The sequence below is a fragment of the Bordetella bronchiseptica genome, assembly GCF_900636925.1.
In the GTDB taxonomy this organism is placed as follows: Bacteria; Pseudomonadota; Gammaproteobacteria; order Burkholderiales; family Burkholderiaceae_B; genus Bordetella; species Bordetella pertussis.
In genome coordinates this window covers 1,229,009-1,242,758 of record NZ_LR134326.1, presented here as the reverse complement: position 1 = coordinate 1,242,758, position 13,750 = coordinate 1,229,009, and the positions used below count along the sequence as shown (strand labels likewise).

Here is a 13,750-nt window from a genome sequence, read left to right as displayed (position 1 = left end):
CATGAATATCCCCGCCGCCGAACCCCACGCGCGCATGACGCTGGCCGAGTTCCACCGGCTGCTGGCCGACCAGCATCCCTTCGCCCAGGTGCTGGGCATCGACGTGGTCGATATCGGCCATGGCACGGCGCGGGCCGTGCTGCCGGCGCGCGATACCCATCAGCGCCTGGGCGGCATCGTGGCCGGCCCCATGCTGATGGGCCTGGCCGACCTGACGATGTATGCGGCCGTGGTCGGCGCCACCGGGCAGGCCGGCGCCGTGACCGCCAACCTGACGATCCACTTCCTGCGCAAGACGTCCGGCGCCGCCGTGATCGCCGATGCGCGGGTCCTGAAGACGGGCCGGCTGGCCATGGCCGAGGCCATCCTGCGCTGCGATGGCGCGGACGAGCCGGTCGCGCATGTCGTCAGCGCCTGGGCCGTACCGGCGCCATGACGCGCGAGATCACCATCATCGGGTTGGGGGCCACCGGCAGCCAGGCGGCCCATGCGCTGCTGCACGCCGCCCCGGATGTCTCGTTGACGCTCTATGACCGCCAGCCGCTGCGCTGCGAACCATTTCGCGGCCAGGCCACGCTGGCCGCCAGCGCCGCCGAGGCATTGCGCGAGTCGGCCGTGATCGTGCTGGCGCTTACCGATGAACGGGAAATCGACCGCACCCTGGAGCGGTTCAGCGACGGCAAGGTGGGCGTGGACCTGCAGGGCAAGCGGGTACTGGACCTGTGCCCGAGCCCGCCGGACTGGGTCCGGGCGCTGGGCGCCGCGGTCTCGGAAGCGGGCGCGGACTACCGCCACGCCGACCCGCGCGAGGTGGCCGGCGAGCGCGCCGGACCGCAAGCGCTGCTGCGGCTCATGCTCGCGCGTTGACGCGCAGCGCCCATTCGGTGACGGCCACGCACAGGGCCAGCCAGGCGGCGGTAATGGCGAACCCCGCCACCACATCGCTCAGGAAGTGCACCTGCAGCAGCACGCGGCTGACCCCGATCGCGACGATCAGGGCCGCCACGCCGGCCAACGCGGACGAACGCCAGCGCGCCGGCAAGGTGCGCAACATCAGGTAGCAGGCAATGCCATAGACGGCCATGGAGGCGGAGGCATGCCCGCTCGGGAAGCTCCAGCCGTCGGCCAGCGTGTAGCCGTGGAGATGGTCCGGGCGCACCCGCTGGAACGCGCGCTTGAGCAGCCAGTTCAGCGCGCCCGCGCCCCCCGTCGCGGCCACGCAGGCGCCGGCCAGCACCCAGCGCCGCCGCCACAGCAGCGTCAGCGTCATGCCCACCGCCACCAGGGTCAGCAAGGTTCGATCGCCCAGATGCGTGAACCAGGACAGCACCCACAGCAACGCGGCCGGCATGGACAGCCCCAGCGCGCGCGCCAGCGCCTGGTCGAACGCGACCATGCCGCCCTGGTGCTCGACCGAGGCGGCCAGCGCGCCGAACACCCCCACCGCCACCAGCGCCAGCACGGCGAAGACCATGGTGCGGCGGCGGCCCGCGGGCAGGCCGGCGACCAGTTGCCACAGCAACAGCGCGCCTGCCGCGGCCAGGACCGGCGCGGCGACGAAGATGATGATGGGGTGGGCAGCAATCCAGACTGCGTAGGATTCCATGGGGTCAATAGACGAAACGTCGGCCAAAAGGTTCACGAACAGCGGCATCGCGCCGCGGCGAGCGTCATCCGCGCGCGCGATTCAGGGCCAGCACCTGCTGCCCGAAGAGGACGAACGCGCCGCTGTCCGTCTGGAAATCCCAGCGCTGCACCGTACAGGCCGGGCTGTCGGCTTGCGCCGCGTAATCGATCAGGTTGACGGAGTTGGGCACCCTGCCCCGCACGCGCCGCGAAACCGCCGTGCCCGCCTGCACCGTCCAGGCGCGCCGGCCGGCTTCGCCGGCCTTGCCATGCAGCGGCGCCACGTACGGCAAATGTATATGCCCGCCCAGTATCAGGTCGACACCCGCGTCGACCCAGGCAGGCACGGCGAACTCGCGCCCGATGAGCAGATTGCGCTGGTCGCTCTCGACCATGGCGTGCACCGGGTGATGCAGCGCCACCACCCGCAGCTGGCCGGGACGCGCGTCACGCAGGCGCTGCGCCACCCGCTGCGCCTGCGTACGCGACACCTCGCCGTTCTTGCGACGCGCCGCGCGCGTGCTGTTGACGCCGATGGCCAGCAGGCGGTCGTCCTCGTAGACGGGCTCGAGCACCGCGCCCAGGGCGCGCCGGTAATTGCCATAGGGATCGAACAGGCGCGCGGCCAGGTTGAACAGCGGAATGTCGTGGTTGCCCGGCACCGCCAGCACCGGCCGCTGCAGGGCCTGGATGAAGCGCCGCGCCGCGGCGAACTGGCCGCGCCGGGCCCGCTGCGTGATGTCGCCGCCCAATACCACCAGGTCGGGGCGCAGCGTATCGGCCAGCGCATGCAAGGCATGCACCACCGGCTCGCGCTCGGTGCCGAAGTGGGTATCCGAAATATGCAGCACGCGCATCATGCCGCCTCCAGCCGCTGGCCGGGCGACGGCACCAGCAGGCGCAGCGGCTCGGGCGAGACCTGGAATTGCAGTGGCGTCGGCAACCAGGAGATTTCGCCATCCATGGCCACCTTGACGCGCCGCCGCCCGCGCACGCGGACGGTCAGGCGGTCAAAGCCGAAGCTGACGACCTTGTCGGCCTCGCCCAGGCGGCTGAACAAGCCGCTGAGCAGCAGGCCGTAAAGCGCCAGGGTGCCCACCGGGCGCACCGACATCGCGACCAATTGCCCCTGCTGCAGCGCCGCCGCCTCGGCGATGCCCAGGCGCTCGAGCTGCAGCGCGTTGTTGCCCACCACCAGCGTGGGCGTGCGCAGCGTGCGCGCCTGGCCGCCATGCTCCAGCTGCAGCGTCAGTTGCGGCGGCGCCCGCAGCAGGGTCACCAGGCCCGACCACAGCGCCACCATGCGGCTGCGCCCATAGCGCTGCTTGTACGCCTCGCGGTCTTCCAGCAATTGCGGGTACAGGCCGAGGCTGGCGTTCACCAGGAACAGGCGGTCGTTGAGCAAGCCGACCTGCACGGGCTCGATGCGGGCGTCGAGCAGGCAGCGGGTCGCGGCGTGCGCATCCTGCGGGATGCCGTGCGCGCGCCCGAAGAAATTGAAGGTGCCTTGCGGCAGGATGCCGAACGGCACGCCCGAGCCCAGTACGGCGCGCGCCACGGCATTGAGCGTACCGTCGCCGCCGGCGGCCACGACGATGCCCCCTTCGGCGCACGCGCGTTCGACAGCCTGGCGCGCCACGCCCGGCAGCGCCGTGGCGTCGCTGACCGGCATCAGCGTGTGCGCGCGCGAGGCGGCTTGCAGCACATGCACGATGGCGGCCTGCGCGGCGGGCGCGTCATCGCGTCCGGAGCCGGTGTTCAAGACGATGAAAAGGGGCTCGCGCCCGCTCAGGCCGCCGCGTAGGGGTTGGGTCATGCGATCAAAGATAGCGCAGGCGCGGCGTGCCCCGCAAGGCGCGCTCAGGGCAGCCGGCAAGGCGCGGCGAAGTCGACCGACAGCAGCACCTGGTCGCGCATGGCGGCCACCAGCGGCCGCGTATCGTCGCGCCGCCAATGAAAGGCATAGTGCAACGGCACCGGCTCCGGATCGCTGGCGAGGATGCGCAGCGCGCCGTCGCGCGCCAGGGCCTGCGCCCAGTGGCGGGGCAGCAGGCCGATGCCCATGCCTTCGAGCAACATGCCCGCGATCGCCCCCCAGTTGTTGCAGGCCAGGCGCGGACCGGCCGGCGCGCCGCCGGCCAGCCAGGGATCGAGCAGGCGCGTGGTGCCCGCCCCGTCGGGCAGCGAAACCAGCGCGGTGCCGGCCAGCAGTTGCGGCGTCAGGCTTTGGGCCGCCCCGGCCACCGACGGCGCGGCCACCCACGCGAAATGCGCCTGCCCCACCGGCGCGGACGCGATGGCGCTGTGCGAGGAGGCGCCGGCCACGACGGCGAAATCGAGCTCGCCTTCGGCAACCTTGCGCTTGAGCACCTGGCCGACATCCACATAGGGTTCGAGCGCCAGCCCCGGATAGCGGCCGCGCACGCGTCCGATCAGCCTGGGCAGCCAGGTGAGCGCGCTGAGTTCGCCCACGCCGAAACGGCAGCGCACGCCCAGCTCGGGCTCGGCGCGCAGGCTGGCGCGGATGCGATCGGCGCTGGCGAGCAAGTCGCGCGCCTGCGGCAGCAGCCGTTCGCCGGCGGCCGTCAGGACCGCGCGATGGCCGCTGCGGTCGAACAGGTCCAGGCCCAGCGCCGACTCGAGTTCGGCGATCCGCTTGGACAGCGACGACAGCGACAGGTGCAGGCGATCGGCCGCCACCGCGAAACTGGCGCAGGTGGCGGCCCAGTAGAAGGCTTCGAGTTGCTTGAGCGTCATGCGGCGATTGTAGGAGCCGCGCGGGCGTCAATGCACCACGTGCAGATAGTGGCGGTGGCGCTCGTACTGGTCGAGGATGTCGCCGATCACCTCGTCACGCGTCCAACCCATGATGTCGTAGTCCTGTCCCCCCTCGCGCAAGTGCACTTCGGCGCGGAAGTAGCGGCGCTCCTCTTCGTCGTTGGCCTCCTGGGGCGTCAGGCTGGGGCGCACCTCGGAGCGCGGGTAGACGGCATAGGAGAAGTCCAGGTAGACGCCATGCGACACCTCCAGCCTGACCTCGCCCTCCTCGCCATCGACCACCTGGGCCTCGTAGGCCTCCTTGCGCAAGGCTTCGGCCACGTCGTCCATGGCGGGACGCACCACGTCCGAAATGAAGCGCAGCACATGCGCGCGGCGCGGCATCATCACGATGTTGCGCAGGCGGTGCTCCCAGTTCTGGCCGCGCACCGGCTGGGTGCGCGTGATGGTGCGATGAAGCAGGCTGCGCTTGGTGGCGTCCAGCCTGAGCGCCTTGAACAACCCCCACAAGGCCAGCAGCAGAATGATCGAAAACGGCAGCGCGCTGGCGATGGTGGCCGTCTGCAGCGCCTGCAGGCCGTCGGCCAGCAGCAGCGCGATGGCGACCACGCCCATCAGGGTGGACCAGAAGATGCGCTGCCAGACCGGCGTGCTCTCGGCGCCGCCTGAGGCCAGCTGGTCCACCACCAGCGCGCCCGAATCGGCCGAGGTCACGAAGAACACCACCACCATCACGATCGCCACGACGGACGTCACGCTTCCCCAGGGCAGGTGCTCCAGGAAGGCGAACAAGGCCAGCGAACTGTCGGCCTTGACGGTCTCGGCGAGGCTGCCCATGCCTTCGACCAGGATGGCGTGGATGGCGGCATCGCCGAACACCGTCATCCAGAACAGGGTGAAACCGGCGGGAACCAGCAATACCCCGCCCACGAACTGGCGGATGGTGCGCCCGCGCGAGATCCGCGCGATGAACAGGCCCACGAAGGGCGACCACGCAATCCACCAGCCCCAGTAGAACAAGGTCCAGCCGCCGATCCAGTCGGTCGGCTCATAGGCATAGAGGTTGAAGGTCTTGTTGACGATATCCGAGAGGTACGCGCCGGTATTCTGCACGAAGGTCTGCAGCAGGAACACCGTGGGCCCCAGCACCAGCACGAACAGCAGCAGCACCACCGCCAGCAGCAGATTGGTCTCCGACAGGATGCGGATGCCCCGGTCCAGCCCGCTGGCCACCGAAATCGTGGCCAGCCCGCAGCTGATGACGATGAGAATGATCTGCGTCGGTATGCCGACCGGCACGCCGAACAGGTGGTTCAGGCCGCTGTTGATCTGCGCCACCCCCAGGCCCAGCGACGTCGCCACGCCGAACACCGTGCCGATGATGGCGAAGATGTCGACGGCATGGCCGATCGGGCCGTAGATGCGCTCGCCGATCAGGGGATAGAGGGCCGAGCGCAGGGTCAGCGGCAGGCCATGGCGAAAACAGAAGAAGGCCAGGACCAGCGCCACGCTGGCATAGATGGCCCAGGCGTGCAGGCCCCAGTGGAAGAAAGTGATCTTCATGGCCTCGCGCGCCGCCAGCGCGGTGCCGCCCTCGCCCACCGGAGGATCGATGAAGTGCATGACCGGCTCGGCCACGCCAAAGAACATCAGGCCGATCCCCATGCCGGTCGAGAACAGCATGGCGAACCAGGTGATATCGCGGTAGTCGGGCTCGCTGTGGTCCGGCCCCAGCTTGATATTGCCGTAGCGGCTGACCGCCACGAAGATGACCGCCAGCAGGATGATGGCCACGGTCAGGATGTAGAACCAGCTGGCGTTGCCCAGGATCCAGGCCTGGATCACGTTGAAGAAGTCCTGGGCGGTGGCCGGAGCGGCGATCGTGAAGACGACCAGCAGCAGGATGAACAGCGCCGAGGTCAGGAACACCGGCTTGTTGATGGTCGGCTTGAGTTCGTTTTGCATGCGCGCGCCTCTGGTCGATGGTCATCGGCTGCCCTCGCAGCCCCGTACCGGCCCTATTACTAACACACGGCACCGGACCTGCCTAGGTGTGGCGCCGCCTCGCGCGCCGGACTGGTAATATCGGCGCAATACTCCTGATAGCGGAGTCAATGGTCCTATTTTGGAACCGCATACTGGCGGGCAGGCAAGCCCGGCGGCACAGGCATGGCAGGCAAACGAAGCTATGAAGATGGGTGCGCGGGCGCCCATGCGCTGGATCTGGTCGGCGAGCGCTGGGCGCTGCTGGTCGTGCGCGAGCTGTTGCTCGGCCCCAAGCGCTTTACCGACCTGCGCAAGGGATTGCCAGGCATCAGCCCCAATGTACTGACGCAGCGCCTGACCGAGCTGGAGGCCGTCGCGGTGCTGCGCCGCCGCAAGCTGGACCCGCCGGCAGGCGCCTGGGTCTACGAACTGACGGACTGGGGCCGCGAGCTGGAGCCGGTCATCCTCCAGCTGGGCAAATGGGGCGCTCGCTCGCCGGCCCTGCCGCGCGAGGCCGGGCTGAGCGTGGACTCGCTGGTGCTGTCGTTTCGCGCCATGTTCGACCCGCGCGCGGCCGCCCGCCTGACCGCCACCTACGAACTGGTGCTGGACGGCCAGCATTTCTGGGCCCGGGTGGAAAACGGCCAGATCGCCCTGCTGCGCGGCCGGCCGCCGGCGCGGCCCGATGCGACCATCGAAGCCTCCCCCAACGCGCTGGCGGCGCTGGTGTACGACGATGGCGACCTCGATGCCGCCGTTGCGGCCGAGCAACTACGCTACAGCGGCCCGCGCGCGGGCATTGCGCGCTTTCTCGGCTTGTTCACGCTGCCGGAACCCGCCGCGCAAGACTGAATCTCCCCCAAAACCCAATCCCGCAATAACCCCACAAGGTCTGTCGGATTATCTTTAATTTCTTGACGGCAATCTCGCTTTGACTAATTATCCAAGAACATTCTTTGATAATTAGGTTGCGTCATGAAAAGCAAGAAAGGGACGCTGGCGGCCGGCATCGTGGCCGCCGTGGCAATAGCGGGAGGTGCGTGGCTGTACCTGCGTGACGCGGGCTCGGCGCCGGCCTGGACGATGGCTCCCGTCAAGGTCGCGGCCGCCCCCGCGGCGCTGGGACCGCTGCCGGTCACGCTGGCCGGCATCGGCACGCTGCAGGCCAGCCGCCAGGTGGTCATTCCCGCCGAAGTGGACGGGCGCATCGCGCGGATCGCCTTCGAGTCGGGCCAGGCAGTGCGGGCCGGCCAGGTGCTGGCGCAATTGAACGATGCCCCCGAACAGGGCGACCTGGCCCGCCTGCAGGCGCAACTGCGCAACGCGCGCAGCGTGCTGGAACGTACGCGCCGCCTGGTGCCGCAGCAGGCGGCCACCGCCGAGCAGCTGGACCAGGCCCGCGCCGCCTACGACCAGGCTGCCGGCGAGGTGCGCCGGGTGCAGGCCCTGGTCGAGCAGAAGCAGGTCAAGGCGCCTTTCGACGGCGTGCTGGGGGTGCGCCGGGTCGACCTGGGCCAATTCGTGCGCGCCGGCGAACCGGTCGTGTCGCTGACCGACGCGCGCACCATGTACGCGGACATCACGCTGCCGGAACAGGCGCTGCGCGACATCAGGACCGGCCAGGCCGTCAGCGTCGGCGTGGATGCGTATCCGGGCCGGGCATTCGACGGCGTGGTCAGCACCATAGAACCGCAGGTGTCGGCACAGGCCCGCACCCTGCTGGTGCGCGCCACCCTGCCCAATCCCGACGGCGTGCTGGCGCCCGGGATGTACGTGAATGCCCGCGTGGCGCTGCCCGAACGCCCCGGCGTCATCACCGTGCCGGAAACCGCGGTGAGCTACAGCGCCTACGGCGACTCGGTCTACGTCGTGGACGACACCGTCCGGCCCGCGACGGTGCGGCAAGTGTTCGTCAAGACCGCCGAGCGGGTGGACAGCCGCATCGTGGTGACCGAGGGGCTGCAGGCCGGACAGCGGGTCGTGACCTCGGGCCAGCTGCGGCTGCACAACGGCGCGGCGGTCGAGGTCTTCGGCCAGGACACGCTGGCCGCCGGCGGCGGCACGGCGCTGGCCAGCCATTGATCGGGGCCGACCATGACATTCACCGACCTGTTCGTGCGCCGCCCGGTGCTGGCCCTGGTGGTCAGCACCCTGATCCTGCTGCTGGGCCTGCGCGCCACCGGCGAGCTGCCGGTGCGCCAATACCCGCTGACCGAAAACACCACCATCACCATCACCACCCAGTACCCGGGCGCCTCGCCCGAGCTGATGCAAGGCTTCGTGACCCAGCCCATCGCGCAAGCGGTGGCGACGGTCGAGAACATCGACTATCTCTCGTCCTCGTCCACCCAGGGGCGCAGCCTGATCACCGTGCGCATGAAGCTGAACGCCGATTCCAACAAGGCGCTCACCGAGATCATGGCCAAGGTCAACCAGGTCAAGTACCGGCTGCCGCAGGAGATCTACGACCCGGTATTGGCCAAGTCCTCGGGCGAGGCCACGTCGGTGGCCTACGTGGGCTTTTCCAGCAAGACCATGCCGATTCCCGCGCTGACCGACTACCTGCAGCGCGTGGTGCTGCCGCAGCTCTCGTCCATCGACGGCGTGGCCAGCGTGGACCTGTACGGCGGCCAGACCCTGGCGATGCGCGTCTGGCTCGATCCGGCCCGCATGGCCGCGCGCGGCATCTCGGCGGGCGAGATCGCGCAGGCGCTGCGCGACAACAACGTGCAGGCCGCGCCCGGCCAGACCAAGGGGCTGTACGTGGTATCCAACATCCAGGTCAACACGGACCTGAACAGCCTGACCGATTTCCGCGACATGGTGGTGCGCCAGGTCGACGGCGCCATCGTGCGGCTGGGCGACGTGGGCACGGTGGAGCTGGGCGCCGCCTCGTACGACTCCAGCGCCCGCATGGACGGCGAGAAGGCCGTCTACTTCGGCCTGAACGCCACGCCGGTCGGCAACCCCCTGACCATCGTCGAACGCATCAACGCCCTGCTGCCGGGCATCAAGCAGAACCTGCCGCCTGGCGTCGAAGTGCAGGTTCCGTTCGAGCTGGCGCGCTTCATCAACGCCTCGATCGACGAAGTGCGCAATACGCTGCTCGAGGCGATCCTCATCGTGGTGGCGGTGATCTTCCTGTGCCTGGGTTCGCTGCGCGCGGTGCTGGTTCCGGTGGTGACGATTCCGCTGTCCATGCTGGGCGCGGCCGCCATCATGCTGTCCCTGGGCTTCTCCATCAACCTGTTGACGCTGCTGGCGATGGTGCTGGCCATCGGGCTGGTGGTCGACGACGCCATCGTGGTGGTGGAGAACGTGCACCGCCATATCGAGGAAGGCAAGTCGCCGGTGCACGCCGCCCTGGTCGGCGCGCGCGAGGTGGCCGGGCCGGTGATCGCCATGACCCTCACCCTGGCCGCCGTGTACGCGCCCATCGGCCTGATGGGCGGGCTGACCGGCTCGTTGTTCAAGGAGTTCGCCTTCACGCTGGCCGCGGCCGTGGGCGTGTCGGGCGTGATCGCCCTGACCCTTTCGCCCGTGATGAGTTCGTTCCTGCTGAACAGCCGTGTCTCCGAAGGCTGGATGGCGCGCAAGGCCGAGCACTTCTTCCAGCGCCTGGGCGACGCCTATGGGCGCGTGCTCGACGTCTCGCTGCGCCACCGCTGGGTGACCGGCCTGATCGCCGTCGTGGTGCTGGCGAGCCTGCCGGTGCTGTACGGCAGCGCGCAGCGCGAGCTGGCGCCCGTGGAAGACCAGGCCATGATCCTGACCGCCGTCAAGTCGCCCCAGCACGCCAATATCGACTACGTCGAGAAGTTCGGCCAGAAGTGGGACACCGTCATGCAGGAGATTCCCGAGCAGAACGGCCGCTGGCTCATCAACGGCTCGGACGGCGTGGCCAACAGCATCGGCGGGGTGAACCTGGTCACCTGGCAGGCGCGCAAACGCTCGGCCGACGAGATCCAGGGCGATCTGCAGAACCGCGTCAACGCGATCGAGGGCAGCAACACCTTCGCATTCCAGCTGCCGTCGCTGCCCGGTTCGACCGGCGGCCTGCCGGTGCAGATGGTGCTGATGAGCGCGGCCGACTACCGCGTGGTCTACGACGCCATGGAAACCTTGAAACACGCCGCGCGCGCAAGCGGCCTGTTCATGGTGGTCGACAGCGACCTGGACTACAACAATCCGGTGGTACGGGTGGACATCGACCGCGCCAAGGCCAACAGCCTGGGCGTCACCATGAAGGCCATCGGCGATACGCTGGCCGTGCTGGTGGGCGAGAACTACGTCAACCGCTTCGGCATGGACGGACGCTCGTACGACGTGATACCGCAAAGCCCGCGCGGCATGCGCCTGACGCCGCAGTCGCTGGGCCAGTTCTATGTCAAGAGCGCCAGCGGCGCGCAGGTGCCGCTGGCCACGCTGGTGAAGATCTCGATGGGCGTCGAACCCAACCGGCTGACCCAGTTCGACCAGCTGAATTCCGCCACGTTCCAGGCCATTCCCATGCCCGGCGTGACCATGGGCGACGCGGTGCAGTTCCTTACCGAACAGGCGCGCCTGCTGCCGCCCGGCTTCAGCCATGACTGGCAGTCCGATGCGCGCCAGTACAGCCAGGAAGGCTCGGCGCTGGTGGTGACGTTCCTGTTCGCCATCATCGTCATCTATCTGGTCCTGGCCGCCCAGTACGAAAGCCTGCGCGACCCGCTGATCATCCTGGTCAGCGTGCCGATGTCGATCTGCGGCGCGCTCATTCCGCTGGCGCTCGGCATGGCCACCATCAACATCTATACCCAGATCGGCCTGGTGACCCTGATCGGCCTGATCAGCAAGCACGGCATCCTGATGGTGGAGTTCGCCAACGAGATGCAGGCGCATGCCGGACTGGACCGCCGCGCCGCCATGGAGCGGGCCGCGCGTATCCGGCTGCGCCCCATCCTGATGACGACGGCCGCCATGGTGGTGGGCCTGGTGCCGCTGCTGTTCGCCAGCGGCGCCGGCGCGCACAGCCGCTTCAGCCTCGGCCTGGTGATCGTGGTGGGCATGCTGGTGGGCACCCTGTTCACCCTGTTCGTGCTGCCCACCATGTACACCCTGCTGGCGCGCGACCACCGCGCCGCCGGCCAATCCGCGCGCGCCCGCGAACTGGCGCGGCTGGACGCCCAGGCGGGCGCCGCCTCCCCCGCACACGAGACCGCATCATGACGCATCCCGTCCCGACGACCTTTGCACGTACCGCCGGCGCGCTGCTTGCCGCGCTGGCGCTGGCCGGCTGCGCCGTGGGGCCGCAGTACCAGGCGCCCACGCCCGCGCCGGTGAAGCTGGCCAGCCCCGAACAGGCGCTGTTCTCGGCCGACCGGTTGCAACGCGAATGGTGGCGCCAGTTGCAGGATGCCCGGCTGGACGCGTTGATCGGCCTGGCGCTGGCGCGCAACCTCGATATCCGCCAGGCGCAGGCGCGCCTGCGCGAAGCGCGCGCCGCGCTCGACGAAAAGGAACTGGACCGCTGGCCGACCGTGACCGCGGCCGGCGGCTACACGCGCAGCCTGTCGCAGATCAACCCCGGCCCCGACCAGCGCAACCTCGCGCAAAGCTACCGCGCGGGCTTCGACGCGACCTGGGAAATCGATTTGTTCGGCCGCCTGCAGCGACGGGCCGAGGCCGCGGCCGCGCGCGACCAGGCCGCCGCCGCCGACCTGGCCCAGACGCGCCTGGTGGTGGTGGCCGAGCTGGCACGCAACTATTTCGAGATGCGCGGCGCCGAGCAACGGCTGGCCGTGGCGCGCGCCAACCTCGCCACCCAGCAGGAGACGCTGCGCGTCACCGCGGCGCTGGTGGAAACCGGCCGCGGCTATGCCGGCGACCTGGCCAGCGCACGGGCCGAGCTGGCCGGCACGCGGGCGCTGCTCGCGCCGCTGGAGACGCAACGGCGCCTGGCCCAGTACCGCATCGCCGTCCTGGCGGCCATGCGGCCGGCCGAGCTGGGCGAGCTGCGGCAGGAGCAGCCGCTGGCGCCGCTGGCCGCGCAATTGCCCATCGGCGACGTGGCCATGCTGCTGCAACGCCGCCCCGACGTGCGCGCCGCCGAGCGCCTGCTGGCCGCCACCAACGCCGACGTCGGCGCCATCACCGCCGAACTGTATCCGCGCATCGACCTGGGCGGGTTCCTCGGTTTCATTGCCTTGCGCGGCGGCGACCTGGGCCAGGCCAGCAGCAAGGCCTTCGCGCTGGCGCCGACGATCAGCTGGCCGGCGTTGCACCTGGGCAGCGTCCAGGCGCAGCTGCGCGCGGGCCAGGCCCGGCACGACGCGGCGCGGGCGCGCTACGAACAGGTGGCGCTGCAGGCCATCGAGGAAGTGGAAGGCGCGTTGACCCGCTATGGACAGAACCAGCAGCGGCTGCGCGACCTGCTTGACAGCGCCACGCAGAGCCAGCGCGCCGCCGACCTGGCGCAAACGCGCTATCGTGAAGGGGCCGCGCCGTATTTGACGGTGCTGGACGCGCAGCGTACTCTTTTGCGCGCACAGGATGCCGTGGCGCAATCCGAGTCGGAGTCCTATACCAGCCTGGTCGCGCTCTACAAGGCCCTGGGCGGAGGCTGGAATACCGACGCCGCCGCGCCCGCCCGTTCCGCCCGCACCGCCGCCCTGCCGGCCAGCCCCTGAGACGCCCAACCGCCATGTCCGATCAATCCGCCTCTGTCAGCACGCACTGGGTTCCGCACCAACCGGCCGAGCGCATTCTCATGACGCTCAAGACGCGCGGCCCGCAAGGCATCGCGGCCATCGCCGAGGTGCTGGACGTGACGGCCGAGGCGGTGCGCCAGCAGATGGCGCGCCTGCAGGTCGAAGGCCTGGTGGACGCCGAAACGCGTTCGGCCGGCCGCGGCCGGCCCACCCAGATATGGCGGCTGACGCAGGCCGGCCATGCGCGCTTTCCCGACATGCACGCCGAGATGACGGTGCAGATGCTGGGCGCGGTGCGCCAGGTTTTCGGTGAAAGCGGGATAGACAAGCTGATCGGCGCGCGCGAGGCCAGCATGCGCGCCAGCTACGCCGAGGCCATGCAAGGCGCCGACGGCCTGCGCGAGCGCCTGGAGCGCCTGGTGGCCGTGCGCAGCCGCGAGGGCTACATGGCCGAATTGGTCGCCACCGACGATGGCTACCTGCTGGTGGAGAATCACTGTCCCATCTGTGCGGCCGCGCAAGCCTGCATGGCCTTCTGCCGCAGCGAACTGGACCTGTTTCGCGAGATCATCGGCCCGCAGGCGCGGGTCGAGCGGGCCGAGCACATCCTGGCCGGCGCGCGCCGCTGCGCCTATACGGTTCGGCCGCTGCGCCAGGCCGCCTGACAGCGC

The 13,750-nt window shown here is 69.7% G+C and carries 12 protein-coding genes; 7 read left to right on the top strand and 5 right to left on the bottom strand.

From position 1 onward, the window contains the following. The first annotated feature begins 1 nt into the window (after position 1). Positions 2–436: a PaaI family thioesterase gene (locus EL288_RS05855; RefSeq protein ID WP_010926964.1), complete on the top strand. Its 435-nt coding sequence runs from the start codon at positions 2–4 to the stop codon at positions 434–436. Beyond that, complete coding sequence (locus EL288_RS05850; RefSeq protein WP_003813951.1) at positions 433–867, top strand: NAD(P)-binding domain-containing protein; 435 nt, start codon at positions 433–435, stop codon at positions 865–867. Before EL288_RS05855 ends, EL288_RS05850 begins: the two co-directional genes overlap by 4 nt. On the opposite strand, the gene EL288_RS05845 is transcribed toward EL288_RS05850, so the two are convergent. From EL288_RS05845 to EL288_RS05825, 5 genes are read right to left on the bottom strand one after another with little or no spacing between them, the layout of a single operon-like run. Continuing rightward, entirely contained in the window at positions 851–1,654 is an 804-nt protein-coding gene (locus EL288_RS05845) for a phosphatase PAP2 family protein (protein ID WP_003813952.1), read from the bottom strand. The two genes, EL288_RS05850 and EL288_RS05845, sit on opposite strands and share 17 nt — an antisense overlap. A 16-nt stretch (positions 1,655–1,670) precedes the next feature. Beyond that, on the bottom strand, positions 1,671–2,486 hold the full coding sequence (locus EL288_RS05840; RefSeq protein WP_003813954.1) for a metallophosphoesterase family protein: 816 nt from the start codon (positions 2,484–2,486) through the stop codon (positions 1,671–1,673). After that, entirely contained in the window at positions 2,483–3,442 is a 960-nt protein-coding gene (locus EL288_RS05835; protein WP_010926966.1) for a diacylglycerol/lipid kinase family protein, read from the bottom strand. The genes EL288_RS05840 and EL288_RS05835 overlap by 4 nt, the downstream gene beginning before the upstream one ends. Before the next feature lie 44 nt (positions 3,443–3,486). Next, positions 3,487–4,383, bottom strand: a complete 897-nt coding sequence (locus EL288_RS05830; protein ID WP_003813958.1) for a LysR family transcriptional regulator — start codon at positions 4,381–4,383, stop codon at positions 3,487–3,489. A 27-nt stretch (positions 4,384–4,410) separates the two neighbouring features. Then, complete coding sequence (locus tag EL288_RS05825; RefSeq protein ID WP_003813960.1) at positions 4,411–6,369, bottom strand: BCCT family transporter; 1,959 nt, start codon at positions 6,367–6,369, stop codon at positions 4,411–4,413. Between the two features lie 204 nt (positions 6,370–6,573). Between EL288_RS05825 and EL288_RS05820 the strand changes: the two genes are divergently transcribed. The 5 genes from EL288_RS05820 to EL288_RS05800 all read left to right on the top strand — a co-directional run bounded on the left by EL288_RS05820 (position 6,574) and on the right by EL288_RS05800 (position 13,744). Next, positions 6,574–7,242, top strand: a complete 669-nt coding sequence (locus tag EL288_RS05820; RefSeq protein WP_003813962.1) for a winged helix-turn-helix transcriptional regulator — start codon at positions 6,574–6,576, stop codon at positions 7,240–7,242. A gap of 123 nt (positions 7,243–7,365) precedes the next feature. Then, on the top strand, positions 7,366–8,472 hold the full coding sequence (locus EL288_RS05815; protein ID WP_010926967.1) for an efflux RND transporter periplasmic adaptor subunit: 1,107 nt from the start codon (positions 7,366–7,368) through the stop codon (positions 8,470–8,472). A gap of 12 nt (positions 8,473–8,484) precedes the next feature. Further along, the gene (locus EL288_RS05810) at positions 8,485–11,598 is read left to right on the top strand and encodes a MexW/MexI family multidrug efflux RND transporter permease subunit (RefSeq protein ID WP_126621901.1); all 3,114 of its coding nucleotides are present in this window, start codon (positions 8,485–8,487) and stop codon (positions 11,596–11,598) included. Next, positions 11,595–13,058 (top strand): efflux transporter outer membrane subunit, encoded by a 1,464-nt coding sequence (locus EL288_RS05805; RefSeq protein WP_003813969.1) that lies wholly within the window; start codon positions 11,595–11,597, stop codon positions 13,056–13,058. The genes EL288_RS05810 and EL288_RS05805 overlap by 4 nt, the downstream gene beginning before the upstream one ends. A gap of 14 nt (positions 13,059–13,072) precedes the next feature. Further along, positions 13,073–13,744, top strand: a complete 672-nt coding sequence (locus tag EL288_RS05800; protein WP_010926969.1) for a helix-turn-helix transcriptional regulator — start codon at positions 13,073–13,075, stop codon at positions 13,742–13,744. Positions 13,745–13,750: the final 6 nt, after the last annotated feature.

Coding starts and splice junctions, on each gene's coding strand:
- EL288_RS05825 (WP_003813960.1), bottom strand. CDS start 6,369: ATGCAAAACGAACTCAAGCCGACCATCAACAAGCCGGTGTTCCTGACC.
- EL288_RS05820 (WP_003813962.1), top strand. CDS start 6,574: ATGGCAGGCAAACGAAGCTATGAAGATGGGTGCGCGGGCGCCCATGCG.
- EL288_RS05815 (WP_010926967.1), top strand. CDS start 7,366: ATGAAAAGCAAGAAAGGGACGCTGGCGGCCGGCATCGTGGCCGCCGTG.
- EL288_RS05850 (WP_003813951.1), top strand. CDS start 433: ATGACGCGCGAGATCACCATCATCGGGTTGGGGGCCACCGGCAGCCAG.
- EL288_RS05835 (WP_010926966.1), bottom strand. CDS start 3,442: ATGACCCAACCCCTACGCGGCGGCCTGAGCGGGCGCGAGCCCCTTTTC.
- EL288_RS05800 (WP_010926969.1), top strand. CDS start 13,073: ATGTCCGATCAATCCGCCTCTGTCAGCACGCACTGGGTTCCGCACCAA.
- EL288_RS05805 (WP_003813969.1), top strand. CDS start 11,595: ATGACGCATCCCGTCCCGACGACCTTTGCACGTACCGCCGGCGCGCTG.
- EL288_RS05840 (WP_003813954.1), bottom strand. CDS start 2,486: ATGATGCGCGTGCTGCATATTTCGGATACCCACTTCGGCACCGAGCGC.
- EL288_RS05830 (WP_003813958.1), bottom strand. CDS start 4,383: ATGACGCTCAAGCAACTCGAAGCCTTCTACTGGGCCGCCACCTGCGCC.
- EL288_RS05855 (WP_010926964.1), top strand. CDS start 2: ATGAATATCCCCGCCGCCGAACCCCACGCGCGCATGACGCTGGCCGAG.
- EL288_RS05845 (WP_003813952.1), bottom strand. CDS start 1,654: ATGCCGCTGTTCGTGAACCTTTTGGCCGACGTTTCGTCTATTGACCCC.
- EL288_RS05810 (WP_126621901.1), top strand. CDS start 8,485: ATGACATTCACCGACCTGTTCGTGCGCCGCCCGGTGCTGGCCCTGGTG.